The organism is Pseudomonas sp. EMN2, from assembly GCF_009650555.1.
Lineage (GTDB): Bacteria > Pseudomonadota > Gammaproteobacteria > Pseudomonadales > Pseudomonadaceae > Aquipseudomonas > Aquipseudomonas sichuanensis.
Genome location: NZ_VZZR01000030.1, coordinates 41,016 through 54,082 on the forward strand (window position 1 = coordinate 41,016; position 13,067 = coordinate 54,082).

Below are 13,067 nucleotides of genomic sequence, written 5' to 3' on the forward strand. Positions count from 1 at the left end.
TAGGGCTGCGCAGCAGCCCCGGCGATTTGTGCGGTTACGCTGAAATCCTGGGGCCGCTACGCGGCCCTATCGCGGCACAAGGCCGCTTCTACAGGGGGGCGGCGCTGTCTTTATGGCCGAGTTTCGGCCAACGCCTGCGGCGCCTGCCAACCCCCACCCAACGCCTTGTACAACGCCACGCTGCCCTGCAGCCGTGCGAGGTACAGTTGCGCCTGCTCATCCTGGGCCAGGTACAGGGTGCGCTGGGTTTCCAGCACACTCAGCAAGGTTTCGGCACCGGCGGCATAACGCTGCTGGGCGAGGTCGAAGGCGATGCGCGCCTGCTGCACTTCCTGGTCTTGCCACTGGCGCTGGCGCTCCACGCCATTGATGGCGTTGAGGGCTTTCTCGACATCGGAAAAACCGGCCAGGATGCTGCTGCGGTACGCCTCCAGTAGTTCCTGCTGCTCGGCGCTGGCCAGCTCGCGCTGGGCGCGCAGGCGGCCGTTGTTGAAGATGGGCGCGGTAAGGCCGGCGGTGAGGGTGTAGTAGGGGCTGTCGAAAATGTTGGCAAAGGTCCTGGAACCACTGCCAAGGTTGGCGCCCAGGACCAGGCGCGGCAGCATGGCAGCCCTGGCTACCTGCACGTCGGCGCTGGCGGCGGCCAGGCGGGCTTCGGCAGCGGCGATGTCCGGGCGTCGGCTCAGCAGTTCGCTGGGCACGCCGCTGCCGATCACCGGCCAGCGCAGCGCGCCAATCACCTCGTTGCCACCGGGCAGTGCCTGCACCGGGTCACCCAGCAGGGTGGCCAGGGTGATGCGGTTGTCCTGGCGGCGCTGTTCGAGCAACGGCAACTGGCGTTCCTGGGCGGCCACCAGGCTGCGTTGCTGGGCCAGTTCCAGACGGGTGGCGGAGCCGGCGCGCTCGCGGCTCTCGACCAGGCCGAGCACGTCGCGGGCGTTGTCGAGGTTGAGGCGGGCGATGCGCAGTTGTTCATCCAGGGCCAGGCCCTGCAGGTAGCTGTCGGCCACGGCGCTGACCAGGGTCAGTTCGACGGTCTGGCGCTCGAAGCGACTGGCGTCCAGGCTGCGCAGGGCGCTGTCACGGGCGGCGCGCAGGCCACCCCAGAAGTCGATCTCGTAGCTGGCGCTCAAGCGTGTACCGAACGAGGTGCTGGTGCGTTCGCTGCTGCTGGCGTCGAGCTGGTCGTTGCCGTCACCGCGCAGCAGGCGCTGGCGGCTGGCATCCAGGCCCAGTTGCAGCTCTGGCAGCAAGGGGGCGCCGGCGATCACCGCGCTGGCCTGGGCCTGGCGCACCCGGGCGGTGGCGGCGGCGAGGTCGTAGCTGTTTTGCCGTGCGCGTTCGATCAACTGGTCAAGCACAGGGCTTGCGAAGGCGCTCCACCAGTGGCTGTCCGGCCAGGGTTGCGTCGTTTCGCTGGCGCCTTGCCAGGCGGGTGGGGCGTCGATACCCGACGCCGGTGGCGGCGGGGTGCTGCAGGCGGCCAGGAACAGGCTCAGGGTCAACAGGCTGATGCGGCTGGGGATCGTCATGGATTATTCGCTGGTAAGGGCTTTGACCGGGTCTAGGCGGGCGGCCTTGCGGGCCGGCATGAAGCCGAACACCACGCCGGTCACCACGGCGCAGGCGAAGGCACCGATGATCGCGGGCAGGGCGAAGGCCACGGCGATATCGGCCAGCAGCAGACTGCCGCCGATGGCCAGGGCGAGGATGATGCCGGTGACGCCACCGACCATCGACAGCATCACCGCTTCGGTGAGGAACTGGCGCAGGATGTCGCGCTGGCGGGCGCCGGTGGCCATGCGGATGCCGATCTCGCGGGTGCGTTCGCGCACGGTCATGAGCATGATGTTCATCACGCCGATGCCTCCGACCAGCAGGGAAATCGCGGCGATCGCCCCGAGCATCAGCGACAGGCTGTTCTGGGTGCGCGCCTCGGCCTGGATCAGCGCGGCGTCGTTGGTCAGCTCGAAATCATGCTTGCCTTGGTGGCGCTGGCGCAGCAGGTGCTCGATCGCCTGTTCGGTCTCGTGTACGCGCCTGGAGTCCTGGGCGGCGATGGCGATGTATTCGGGGTCGCCGCTGCCGAACAGGCGGATGGCGGCGGCCGAGTAGGGCACCACGATGCGTTCGTCGCTGTCCTCGCTGCCGGAGCTGGCGCCCTTGGCGAGCAGCACGCCGATCACCTGGAACGGCACGTTGCCGATCAGCAGGTATTGGCCGAGCGGGTTGCTCTGCTCGCCGAACATCTTGTTGCGGACCTTCTGCCCGATCACCGCCACGGCGGCGCCACTGGCTTCGTCGGCCTCGCTGTAGAAGCTGCCTTCGACCACCGGCCAATTGAAGATCTCGGGGAACCAGGTGTTGTTGCCGCCCACATAGAACTGCTGGCTGTTGTTGCCCTGGCGCACCATCAGCTTGTCGCCGATCACCGGCATGACGTGTTTCACCTGGGGCAGCTCGGCGATGGCGGCCACATCGTCGAGGGTGACGATGCCTGCGGGCTCGCGCTCGGTCGCACGTTTGCCGTTGAGGTAGAGGATGTTCGAGCCGAAGGCGGCCATCTGTGCCATCACCTGGCGTTTGCTGCCTTCGCCGACCGCCAGCATGACCACCACCGAAGCCACGCCGATGACGATGCCGAGCAGGGTGAGCGCGGTGCGAAAACGGTTGACCCACATCACCCGCCAGGCGGCCTGCAGCGACTCGATCATTTCGCCTTTCCAGGCGCCTTTATGGCTGGCGCCGCTGTCCAGGCGTTGGCGCAGGTCGTCGGCCTGCAGGTGGCGGGCGGGGGCGTCGGCGGGTTGTTCTGTGGCCGAGTCGCTGACCACCTGGCCGTCGCGTACCTCGATCACCCGTTGGGCGCGGGCGGCGACTTCGCGGTCGTGGGTGATCAGGATGATCACGTGGCCCTGGCTGGCCAGTTCGTCGAGCAGGGCCATCACTTCGGCGCCGCTGTGGCTGTCCAGGGCGCCGGTGGGTTCGTCGGCGAGGATGATATGGCCGCCGTTCATCAACGCCCGGGCGATAGACACGCGTTGTTGCTGCCCGCCGGAGAGCTGGTGCGGGCGGTTGCCGGTGCGGCTGGCCAGGCCCAGGCGTTCGAGCAGGGCATGGGCCCGCGCATGGCGTTCGGCCGGCGGCGTGCCGGCATAGATGGCCGGCATTTCGACGTTTTCCTGGGCCGAACCCGAAGGGATCAGGTGATAGCCCTGGAACACGAAGCCGAACGCCTCGCGGCGCAGCCAGGCCAGTTCGTCGCTGTCCAGCTCGGCGACGTTGCGGCCGGCGAAGCGGTAGCTGCCGGAAGTCGGGCGGTCGAGACAGCCGAGGATGTTCATCAGGGTCGACTTGCCGGAGCCCGAAGCGCCGACGATGGCGACGAACTCGCCGGGGTGGATGCTCAGGCTGATGCCGCGCAGCACCTCGACCTTCGGTGAGTCGATGCCGCCGTAGGCCTTGTAGATGTCGCTCAATTCGATCAGGGGCGTGCTCATCTCAACCTCCGCTGGTCGGCGAGCCGATCACCAGGCGTTCGCCTTCGTGCAGGCCGTCGAGGATTTGCACGCGCAGGCGGTCGCTCAGGCCGATGCGTACCTGGCGCGCCTCGACCTTGCCGTCGGCCTTGAGTACCTGGGCCAGGCGCAGGCCGTCGTCAGGCGTGTCTTCAAGTGCAGCCAGCGGGGCGCTGAGTACCTGGCTGGCCTGGCCGGCGACGAAGAACACCTGGGTGGTCATCTCGGCCATCAGGGCGCCGTCGGGGTTGTCGACGTCGAGCAGCACGGTGTACTGCACCACCTTACTGCCGGTGGTGCCGGCCGTGGCGCTGGCCGGGCTGCCGCCGCCCTGGGCGCTCTGATCCAGCGGCTTGGGCGGGATCGGCAGGATCTGGCGCACGGTGCTGGCCCAGCGGCGTTTGCCGCCTGCCAGGGTGGTGAAGTAGGCGGTCATGCCGGGTTTGACCTTGCCGATGTCGGCTTCGGATACCTGGGCCCAGACGGTCATCGGCGACAGTTTGGCGATGCGCAGGATCAGCGGGGTTTGTTGCTGGGCATTGAGGGTCTGGCCTTCGCGGGCGTCCACGGCCACTACGGTGCCGCTCATGGGGGCATAGATGCGCGTGTAGCCAAGTTCCGCCTCGTCGCTGCGCAGGCTGGCCTGGGCCTGGAGGATCTGGGCCTGGTACATGTCGATGCGTGCCTGGGTCACTTTCAGCTGCGCCTGGGCGGTTTGCAGGTCTTCCTGGCGGCTGGCGCCGGCGGCGGCCAGGTCGCGCTGACGTTGGTGCTGCTGCTGGGCCAGCAGGTACTGGGCGCGTTGCTCGGCGAGTTGCGCCTTGAGGTTTTCGATGGAGTAGCGGCCGGCGTCGAGCTTGGCCTTTTGCGTGGAGGGGTCGATCTCCACCAGCAACTGGCCTTCGCGAACTTCATCGCCGGCCTCAACATGCAGCTTGCGGATCTGCCCGGACGCCTGGGCACCGACGTCGACATAGCGGCGCGGTTGCAGGGTGCCGAGGGCAGTGACGCTGCTTTCGATATCGGCGCGGGTCACCGGCACGGTGCTGACCGGCGCACCGCCCAGGGGCAGGGTGGTCCAGGCCAGCAGGCTGCCCAGGCCAAGCAGGCCCAGGGCTGCAATAAGCAGACGGCGACGGGGGGCGGTTGTGCGTGTCATGCGGGCTTCCAGCCGAAGGGAGTGGCCGGGCGCGGCCATGCACGGCGCGCTCGGGGGTCCCAGTTAAACGAACCTGCGGCATGCCGATTTAACCGGGCTAAAGGCCAGCATCCATGTTGCTGAGAATAATTATAATTTGTAAGATCGTTCGCTTACTTCACTCCTACCCGCTGCCCATGCCATGTCAGCGTTTGCGCAGGGAAAGGCCAGGTACCGTCGTGGAACACTACTATCGCGAATTGGTGAGCTTTCTCTCGGCACGCCTGGGCAATCGCCAGGCGGCGGAAGATGTGGCCCATGACGCCTACCTGCGGGTGCTGGAGCGTACTGAGGGCGAGCAGATCGAGCACCCGCGGGCGTTTTTGTACCGCACCGCGCTGAACCTGGTGGTCGACCGCCACCGGCGCCACCTGGTGCGCCAGGCCGAGCCTTTGGAGGTGCTCGACAGCGACGAGCGTTGGCATAGCCCGGCACTGACCCAAAGCATGCAGCAGGACCAGCGCCTGGCCTTGATGCAGCAAGCCCTGGATGAGTTGAGCGTGGTGTGCCGTGACTGTTTCCTGTTGCGCAAGCTAGATGGCCTGTCGCACCCGCAGATTGCCGAGCGCCTGGGGATTTCCCGCAGCCTGGTGGAGAAGCACATCGTCAATGCCATGAAGCATTGTCGCTTGCGCATGCGTCAGTGGGAGTCGTGAATACTTTGTGAAGTGCAGGTGAAAATTTCCTGTGCTGGCAACTTGATTTCCAGTTGTTTCAAGACAACTATCAATAAAGACCCGATCAGGCGGCCTGCCTGACGTTTGCCTGTTCTGGCGCAGTACGGTCATGGAGCCCATTCATCACCTTGCGGCCAGGTGCAGACGATGCCCAACAAATCCCTGCGCATCCTCATCGCTGACGAACACCCCGACCAGCGCCTGCAGCTGGAGCGGCTGCTCAATGGCCTGGGGTATTACCGCATCGCCCCGGTGGAGAGCTTCGACGATCTGCAGCGTCTGGTGCACAGTGCCCTGCTGCCGTTCAACCTGCTGGTCGGCAACATCGAACTGGCCAGCCATGCGGGCGTCGACCTGGCGCGCTTCTGCCGGGTCAGTGCGCAGATCCAGCACGCCTTGTTGTATCACTCGCAGCAACTGAAGGTGCCTGCCGTGCCGCAGAGCGAGCGTCAGGCGGTGAGCATCAGCCTGCCAAGGGTGCCTGATTGCGAGGCGTTGGGGTCGTTCATGGCGATCATCGACCTGCCGGTGGTGATCGGACAGGTACCCTTGCCGGCCAGCCTTTGCGGCGCAGCCGGTTACGGCAAGCAGCGCATGAATTTCGGCCAGACCGTTTTCAGCCGCAGTTCCTGACTCGGCCCGGGTTATCGGCATTTGCTATCCTCTTGGCCTTTTGCCGATCTGCGGACCTGCCATGACTGCCATCGATAACGCCCGCGTACCCGGCTTCAGCCGCGGCGACCACCGGACCCTGGGCCTGGCGGCGCTGGGCGGCGCCCTGGAAATCTACGATTTCATCATCTTCGTGTTTTTTGCGCTGACCCTCAGCCAGCTGTTTTTCCCGCCCGAGATGCCAGAGTGGTTGCGTTTGCTGCAAAGCTTCGGGATTTTCGTCACCGGGTACCTGGCGCGGCCTTTGGGCGGCATTCTCATGGCGCATTTCGCCGACCACCTGGGGCGCAAGCGGGTGTTCAGCCTGAGCATCCTGATGATGGCATTGCCGTGCCTGTTGATCGGTGTGATGCCGACCTACGCCGACATCGGCTACGCCGCGCCGCTGATCCTGTTGGCCCTGCGCATCCTGCAAGGGGCTGCGGTGGGAGGCGAGGTGCCGAGTGCCTGGACCTTCGTGGCCGAGCATGCACCAGCAGGGCGGCGAGGCTATGCGCTGGGCTTTCTTCAGGCGGGGCTGACCTTTGGCTATCTGCTTGGCGCGCTGACCGCGACGCTGCTGGCGCAGCTCTATACCGCCCAGGAAATACTCGATTACGCCTGGCGCTTCCCGTTCCTGCTGGGCGGCGTGTTCGGCGTGATCGGTGTGTGGCTGCGCCGCTGGCTGAGCGAGACGCCGGTGTTTCTCGCCCTGCGCGAACAGCGGCAGCAGCCGGTGGCCTTCCCGCTGCGCAGTGTGCTTGGCGAGCATCGCCGGGCGCTGATTCCAGCGGCGTTGCTGACCTGCGTGCTCACCTCGGCAGTGGTGGTGCTGGTGGTCATCACGCCGACGGTGATGCAGCAGCGTTTCGGCATGACGGCCGGGCACACCTTTGCCTTGAGCAGCGTGGGCATCGTCTTTCTCAACATTGGTTGCGTGCTGGCCGGGTTGCTGGTCGATCGCATCGGTGCCTGGCGTGCATTGATGATCTACAGCCTGGCGCTGCCGCTGGGGATCGGCGCGCTGTACGCAAGCCTGGTGGGGCAGTGGGGCATGACCTGGCTGGCCTACGCGCTGGCCGGGTTGTCCTGCGGGGTGGTGGGGGTGGTGCCGTCGGTGATGGTCGGGCTGTTCCCGGCACAGATCCGGGTGTCGGGGATTTCGTTCACCTACAACATCGCCTATGCCCTGTGGGCCAGTACCACACCGTTGGCGTTGATTGCGCTGATGCCGTGGAGCCCGTGGGTGTGTGTCGGCTTTTGTCTGATCATGGGCATGGTCGGGGTGCTGACGTCGCTGTATTTCGGGCGTCGTGAGCCGTTGGCATTCGGCGCGGAGCCCATGCCCATCATGTGTGGTGACAAATGAGCCGACACCGGCTGGTGGGTGGTTAGGCAGACTTTCGGGTGGTGGCTATTGGGAATCCCTATTAGCTAAATTTAACCTGAAAGGTTAATTTCTCATGGAAAAGAGAATGCCGCATTGTCCGCTGGAGCGGGTAAAAGCGCTGGTTGCTGTGCAGCGGGTCAGTCCGACTTCTGCTGCACTAAGAGGTGCCAGGTCGCTGGGCCTGGATTTCCCAGGAATGCTCGAAGTGATCAGCAGTCTGGAACGTACTGATTTTTACAAAAGCATGACCTGCTATACGGAACACCGCGTCTGGCAGGACGTATACCGTCCGCTCACGGCAGTCGGCTACGTTTACCTGAAATTGTCAGTGGTCGATGACGTGCTCATCGTGTCCTTCAAGGAGCTGTAATCATGAGATGCCCGATCTGCGGTGGTGCGGAGCTTGCGCCAGATACTCAGGACATGCCCTATCGCTACAAAGGAGAGTTGACTCTGATCCAGGGTGTCAGTGGCGATTACTGCTCTGCCTGTGGTGAGGCGGTGCTGAGCCACGACGAAGCCATGCGTGTCAGTGAGCAGATGTCGGCCTTTGAGCGTCGGATCAATACCGCCCTGGTCGATCCAGCTTTCATCAGCGCCGTGCGTAAGAAATTCGACCTCGACCAGCGTGAGGCAGGTGAAATTTTCGGTGGTGGGGTCAACGCCTTTTCCCGCTACGAAAATGGTAAAACCACGCCGCCAGTGGCGTTGATCAAGCTGCTCAAGCTGCTCGACCGCCACCCCGAGCTGTTCGAGGAAGTCAGGACCGCCTGATACGAAAAAGCCCCCTGGCCTTGCGGCCAGGGGGCTTTTCATTGCTGCGAGGGCAGGCCTTACATGTTCGGGTAGGTCGGCCCGCCGGCGCCTTCAGGGGTGACCCAGGTGATGTTCTGGGCCGGGTCCTTGATGTCGCAGGTCTTGCAGTGCACGCAGTTCTGCGCGTTGATCTGGAAGCGCTTGCTGCCGTCTTCCTGGGTAATCACCTCATACACGCCGGCCGGGCAGTAACGCTGCGCCGGTTCGTCGTACAGCGGCAGGTTGCTGGCGATCGGGATGTTCGGGTCGGCCAGCTTCAGGTGGCAGGGTTGTTCCTCTTCATGGTTGGTGCTGGAGAGGAATACCGAGCTGAGCTTGTCGAAGCTGAGCTTGCCGTCTGGTTTTGGGTAGTCGATCTTCTGCGAGTCGGCGGCCAGCTTCAGGCAGGCATAGTCCGGCTTGGTGTCGTGCAGGGTGAACGGCAGCTTGCCGCCGAACCAGTTCTGGTCCACATAGTTGAACGCGCCACCGAGCAGCGGGCCGAACTTGTGCAGCGCCGGGCCGAAGTTGCGGCTGGCGAACAGTTCTTCATGCAGCCAGCTGGCCTTGAACGCGCTGACATAGCCGTTGAGCTGGTCGCCGCCTTCGCTGCCGGCGATCAATGCATCGGCTACCGCTTCGGCGGCGAGCATGCCGGACTTCATCGCGGTGTGGCTGCCCTTGATCTTGGAGAAGTTCAGGGTGCCCAGGTCGCAGCCGATCAGCGCGCCGCCGTTGAAGACCATTTTCGGCAGCGAGTTCAGGCCGCCTTTGCAGATGGCGCGGGCGCCGTAGCTGATGCGCTTGCCGCCTTCGAGGTACTGGGCCATCACCGGATGGTGCTTAAGGCGCTGGAACTCGTCGAACGGCGAGAGGTACGGGTTGGCGTAGGACAGGTCGACGATCAGGCCAACCACCACCTGGTTGTTTTCCAGGTGATAGAGGAACGAGCCGCCAGTGTTCTCGGCGCTCACCACATCCAGCGGCCAGCCAGCGGTGTGCACCACCAGGCCTTGCTCGTGCTTGGCCGGGTCGACTTCCCAGATTTCCTTGAGGCCGATGCCGTAGTGCTGCACGTCGGATTCGTTGTCCAGGTCGAAGCGCTTGATCAGCTGCTTGCCGATATGGCCACGGCAGCCTTCGGCGAACAGGGTGTACTTGGCGCGCAGTTCCATGCCCGGGGTGTACAGGCCTTCTTTCGGGTTGCCTTCACGGTCGACACCGAGGTCACCGGTGATGATGCCGCGCACCACACCGTTGTCGTCGAACAGTGCTTCCTGGGCGGCGAAGCCCGGATAAATTTCGACGCCCAGGTTCTCGGCCTGCTGGGCCAGCCAGCGGCACAGGTTGCCCAGCGAGATGATGTAGTTGCCCTGGTTGTGCATGGTCTTGGGCACGAACAGGTCGGGGACCTTGGTCGAGCTGTCGGCACTTTTCAGCACATAGATGTCGTCGCGCTTCACTTCGGTGTTCAGCGGCGCGCCGAGCTCTTTCCAGTCGGGGAACAGTTCGTTCAGGGCGCGCGGCTCGAATACCGCGCCAGAGAGGATGTGGGCGCCGACTTCGGAGCCTTTCTCGACCACGCAGACGCTGATCTCGCTACCGGCTTCGGCGGCCTTCTGCTTCAGGCGGCAGGCGGCGGACAGGCCTGCCGGGCCGGCGCCGACGATGACCACGTCGAATTCCATGTATTCGCGTTCCACTGGTTCTCTCCTACTCATCAAGGCTCGTGCTGTTGCTTGGTCTTATTGGGTGCTGGGGCGGTCATGCGTAGCGGCTGGTGCTGTAGCTGCTGGAATGACGGACTACACCGTTTTGTCTTGGCCGCGCATTATATCTACACCACTTGGCGGGTCCAATACAAACGTTTGTTTGAATTTGCCGGAACCCAGTAAAATCACTGGTACGCGGCTGAAGGCTGGCCAATTTGGCGTATTGACCGGATGGGGTGTTACGGTCAAGATACGAGCGCTTTTACGCTCGCCGTAGGCTGACCGTCGGGCGCAGGTGCACCCCTAAAGACCAGGCGTGGAGCAGGGTTTACGGGCCGAATCAGGTTTTGTAGTGGAGTCTACACGCCACGACAGAAAATGACCCGCGGGTTTTACCCTTGAGGGTCGAAACAGGACTGATCGGTCATCTGAATTCTGCCGGCTCCGGAACGTTTTTAGAGGTGCCCTTGTACCCACGCGCATTCGCCGGGCAGCCCCCAGGCGACATTCTTTTCACCGGAGAGTAACGAGGAATCCATGAAGGTTCTTGTAGCTGTCAAACGAGTGGTCGACTACAACGTCAAGGTTCGCGTCAAGGCGGACAACTCCGGCGTCGACCTTGCAAACGTCAAGATGTCCATGAACCCCTTCTGCGAAATCGCCGTGGAAGAAGCCGTCCGCCTGAAAGAAAAAGGCGTGGCGAGCGAGATCGTCGTCGTTTCCGTCGGCCCGACCACGGCCCAGGAGCAACTGCGTACCGCCCTGGCCCTGGGTGCCGACCGCGCCATTCTGGTCGAAGTTGCCGATGAGCTGAACTCCCTGGCCGTGGCCAAGGCGCTCAAGGCCGTTGTCGATAAAGAGCAGCCACAGCTGGTCATCCTCGGCAAGCAGGCGATCGACAGCGACAACAACCAGACCGGCCAGATGCTGGCTGCGCTGACTGGCTACGCCCAAGGCACCTTCGCCTCCAAGGTGGAGCTGGCCGGCGACAAGGTCAACGTCACCCGTGAAATCGACGGCGGCCTGCAGACCGTTGCGCTGAATCTGCCAGCGATCGTCACCACCGACCTGCGTCTGAACGAGCCGCGCTACGCGTCGCTGCCGAACATCATGAAGGCCAAGAAGAAGCCGCTGGAGACCGTTACTCCAGACGCGCTGGGCGTGTCCATCGCCTCCACCACCAAAACCCTGAAAGTCGAAGCGCCTGCTGCCCGCAGCGCTGGCATCAAGGTCAAGTCGGTGGCCGAACTGGTCGAGAAGCTGAAGAACGAAGCGAAGGTAATCTAAATGACTATCCTGGTTGTCGCTGAACACGAAAACGGTGCCGTAGCCCCGGCCACCCTGAACACCGTTGCCGCCGCTGCCAAGATCGGTGGTGATATCCACGTGCTGGTCGCAGGCGCAAACGTCGGTGGCGTTGCCGAATCCGCTGCCAAGATCGCCGGTGTTGCCAAGGTACTGGTTGCCGACAATGCCGCCTACGCCCACGCCCTGCCGGAAAACGTCGCGCCGCTGATCGTCGAGCTGGCCAAGGGTTACAGCCACGTGCTGGCCCCGGCCACCACCAACGGCAAGAACATCCTGCCGCGGGTTGCCGCGCTGCTGGACGTCGATCAGATTTCCGAGATCATCTCGGTTGAATCCGCCGACACCTTCAAGCGCCCGATCTACGCCGGTAACGCCATCGCCACCGTGCAATCGAGCGCTGCGGTCAAGGTCATCACCGTGCGTACCACCGGCTTCGACGCCGTGGCCGCTGAAGGCGGTTCGGCTGCTGTCGAAGCAGTCGCCGCCGCTCACGATGCCGGCAAATCGGCCTTCGTCGGCGAAGAGCTGGCCAAGTCCGATCGCCCAGAGCTGACCGCTGCCAAGATCGTCGTTTCCGGCGGCCGTGGCATGGGCAACGGTGACAACTTCAAGCACCTGTACAGCCTGGCCGACAAGCTCGGCGCCGCCGTCGGTGCCTCGCGCGCCGCAGTCGACGCAGGCTTTGTGCCTAACGACATGCAGGTCGGCCAGACCGGCAAGATCGTCGCGCCGCAGTTGTATATCGCCGTTGGTATCTCCGGCGCGATCCAGCATCTGGCCGGCATGAAAGACTCGAAAGTGATCGTTGCGATCAACAAGGACGAAGAAGCGCCGATCTTCCAGGTCGCCGACTACGGCCTGGTCGCCGACCTGTTCGAAGCGGTTCCGGAGCTGGAAAAGCTGGTCTGATCCGTCTGCTTCACCTATAAAGAAGCCCGGCCCCTCATGGGGGTCGGGCTTTTTTTGATTTCAAGGTTGTGGGAGAGGTGGCATGGCGTTTCGCGCAAGCAAAGGGATCTTGGTCGGTGTGCTGACGCTGCTGTCGGCACCGCTGCTGGCAGCCGGCAAGTGTGAACGCCTGGTGGTCACCGGTAGTCCGGATGCGCCGCCTTACTCCTGGCAGGACCCAAGCGACCCCAAGCACCTGATCGGCGCCAATGTCGACCTGTTGCGCGAAGTGGCGGGGGAGTTGGGCGTAAAGGTCGAAGTACTGTACGCCGGCAAGCGCGAGCAGGCACTTGAGGAAGTGCGCAGCGGGCGCATGGACCTGCTGCTCGACACGCCCATGCAGGTTACCCAGCTCACTGCGCTGGATTACATTCATCCCCCTTTGCAGCTTAACGAATACCTGGTGTGGACCCGGCACGACGCGGTGCTGGAGTTCAACGGCCCGGCAGACCTTGCCCGTTACCAGGGCGGCGTGTCGGAGAAGGCGCGCCTGACCCCGGCCTTCGAAGCCTTTACCAAGGCCCAGCTCAAGCTGGTGCCCGCGCAGAACCTGACCCAGGCGTTCCAGAAGCTGGTGCTTGGCCAGGTCGACTATGTGCTTGCAGGGCGCTACGCCGGCATGGCCATGGCCCAGAGTCTGGGGGTGGGCAACGACCTGATCGCCCGCGGCCTGCCAGTGGACCGGCCTGGCCTGTACCTGGCGGTGTCGCACAACTCGGCGTGCAACGACAGCTGGTTGCGCGGACAACTGGCGAAAAAGCTGACAGAATTGCCGATCTCCGGGGCGAGTGAGGCAGTGTTGCAGCGCAATGTCGAGCGCTGGAAAGCGCAGATGCAGGCGCCGCTGGACGCCCCTAAACAGTAGGAAGA

Annotated in this window: 12 protein-coding genes; 8 read left to right on the forward strand and 4 right to left on the reverse strand. The window is 63.9% G+C overall.

Annotated features, from left to right (window positions below):
* Positions 1-110 precede the first annotated feature (110 nt).
* The 3 genes from F6X61_RS10460 to F6X61_RS10470 are packed head-to-tail and all read right to left on the reverse strand — an operon-like array spanning position 111 to position 4,677.
* Positions 111-1,532, reverse strand: coding sequence for an efflux transporter outer membrane subunit (locus F6X61_RS10460; protein WP_153786577.1), 1,422 nt, complete (start codon positions 1,530-1,532; stop codon positions 111-113).
* Between the two features lie 3 nt (positions 1,533-1,535).
* A complete protein-coding gene (locus F6X61_RS10465; RefSeq protein ID WP_153786578.1) occupies positions 1,536-3,500 on the reverse strand; it encodes a MacB family efflux pump subunit in 1,965 nt (654 codons plus the stop codon).
* A 1-nt stretch (position 3,501) separates the two neighbouring features.
* A complete protein-coding gene (locus tag F6X61_RS10470; protein WP_125859471.1) occupies positions 3,502-4,677 on the reverse strand; it encodes an efflux RND transporter periplasmic adaptor subunit in 1,176 nt (391 codons plus the stop codon).
* A 218-nt stretch (positions 4,678-4,895) separates the two neighbouring features.
* Between F6X61_RS10470 and F6X61_RS10475 the strand changes: the two genes are divergently transcribed.
* The 5 genes from F6X61_RS10475 to F6X61_RS10495 all read left to right on the forward strand — a co-directional run bounded on the left by F6X61_RS10475 (position 4,896) and on the right by F6X61_RS10495 (position 8,208).
* Positions 4,896-5,372 (forward strand): sigma-70 family RNA polymerase sigma factor, encoded by a 477-nt coding sequence (locus F6X61_RS10475; RefSeq protein ID WP_153786579.1) that lies wholly within the window; start codon positions 4,896-4,898, stop codon positions 5,370-5,372.
* A gap of 168 nt (positions 5,373-5,540) precedes the next feature.
* A complete protein-coding gene (locus F6X61_RS10480; RefSeq protein ID WP_153786580.1) occupies positions 5,541-6,026 on the forward strand; it encodes a histidine kinase in 486 nt (161 codons plus the stop codon).
* A 61-nt stretch (positions 6,027-6,087) separates the two neighbouring features.
* The gene (locus tag F6X61_RS10485) at positions 6,088-7,413 is read left to right on the forward strand and encodes an MFS transporter (RefSeq protein ID WP_153786581.1); all 1,326 of its coding nucleotides are present in this window, start codon (positions 6,088-6,090) and stop codon (positions 7,411-7,413) included.
* A gap of 94 nt (positions 7,414-7,507) precedes the next feature.
* A complete protein-coding gene (locus F6X61_RS10490; protein ID WP_153786582.1) occupies positions 7,508-7,804 on the forward strand; it encodes a type II toxin-antitoxin system MqsR family toxin in 297 nt (98 codons plus the stop codon).
* 2 nt (positions 7,805-7,806) lie between these two features.
* Positions 7,807-8,208, forward strand: coding sequence for a type II toxin-antitoxin system MqsA family antitoxin (locus F6X61_RS10495; RefSeq protein ID WP_153786583.1), 402 nt, complete (start codon positions 7,807-7,809; stop codon positions 8,206-8,208).
* A gap of 59 nt (positions 8,209-8,267) precedes the next feature.
* Here F6X61_RS10495 and F6X61_RS10500 read toward each other — a convergent pair whose 3' ends face one another.
* Positions 8,268-9,950, reverse strand: coding sequence for an electron transfer flavoprotein-ubiquinone oxidoreductase (locus F6X61_RS10500; protein WP_153786584.1), 1,683 nt, complete (start codon positions 9,948-9,950; stop codon positions 8,268-8,270).
* Between the two features lie 528 nt (positions 9,951-10,478).
* On the opposite strand from F6X61_RS10500, the gene F6X61_RS10505 reads away from it, so the two are divergent.
* From F6X61_RS10505 to F6X61_RS10515, 3 genes are all read left to right on the forward strand, one after another.
* Positions 10,479-11,228, forward strand: a complete 750-nt coding sequence (locus F6X61_RS10505; RefSeq protein ID WP_153786585.1) for an electron transfer flavoprotein subunit beta/FixA family protein — start codon at positions 10,479-10,481, stop codon at positions 11,226-11,228.
* Positions 11,229-12,158, forward strand: a complete 930-nt coding sequence (locus F6X61_RS10510; RefSeq protein ID WP_153786586.1) for an electron transfer flavoprotein subunit alpha/FixB family protein — start codon at positions 11,229-11,231, stop codon at positions 12,156-12,158.
* A gap of 82 nt (positions 12,159-12,240) precedes the next feature.
* On the forward strand, positions 12,241-13,062 hold the full coding sequence (locus F6X61_RS10515) for an ABC transporter substrate-binding protein (protein ID WP_153786587.1): 822 nt from the start codon (positions 12,241-12,243) through the stop codon (positions 13,060-13,062).
* Positions 13,063-13,067: the final 5 nt, after the last annotated feature.

What these genes read in the sequence shown, in the direction of transcription:
- F6X61_RS10465 (WP_153786578.1), bottom strand. Translation starts at nt 3,500, where the DNA reads ATGAGCACGCCCCTGATCGAATTGAGCGACATCTACAAGGCCTACGGC.
- F6X61_RS10480 (WP_153786580.1), top strand. Translation starts at nt 5,541, where the DNA reads ATGCCCAACAAATCCCTGCGCATCCTCATCGCTGACGAACACCCCGAC.
- F6X61_RS10470 (WP_125859471.1), bottom strand. Translation starts at nt 4,677, where the DNA reads ATGACACGCACAACCGCCCCCCGTCGCCGTCTGCTTATTGCAGCCCTG.
- F6X61_RS10505 (WP_153786585.1), top strand. Translation starts at nt 10,479, where the DNA reads ATGAAGGTTCTTGTAGCTGTCAAACGAGTGGTCGACTACAACGTCAAG.
- F6X61_RS10490 (WP_153786582.1), top strand. Translation starts at nt 7,508, where the DNA reads ATGGAAAAGAGAATGCCGCATTGTCCGCTGGAGCGGGTAAAAGCGCTG.
- F6X61_RS10500 (WP_153786584.1), bottom strand. Translation starts at nt 9,950, where the DNA reads ATGAGTAGGAGAGAACCAGTGGAACGCGAATACATGGAATTCGACGTG.
- F6X61_RS10495 (WP_153786583.1), top strand. Translation starts at nt 7,807, where the DNA reads ATGAGATGCCCGATCTGCGGTGGTGCGGAGCTTGCGCCAGATACTCAG.
- F6X61_RS10515 (WP_153786587.1), top strand. Translation starts at nt 12,241, where the DNA reads ATGGCGTTTCGCGCAAGCAAAGGGATCTTGGTCGGTGTGCTGACGCTG.
- F6X61_RS10510 (WP_153786586.1), top strand. Translation starts at nt 11,229, where the DNA reads ATGACTATCCTGGTTGTCGCTGAACACGAAAACGGTGCCGTAGCCCCG.
- F6X61_RS10460 (WP_153786577.1), bottom strand. Translation starts at nt 1,532, where the DNA reads ATGACGATCCCCAGCCGCATCAGCCTGTTGACCCTGAGCCTGTTCCTG.
- F6X61_RS10485 (WP_153786581.1), top strand. Translation starts at nt 6,088, where the DNA reads ATGACTGCCATCGATAACGCCCGCGTACCCGGCTTCAGCCGCGGCGAC.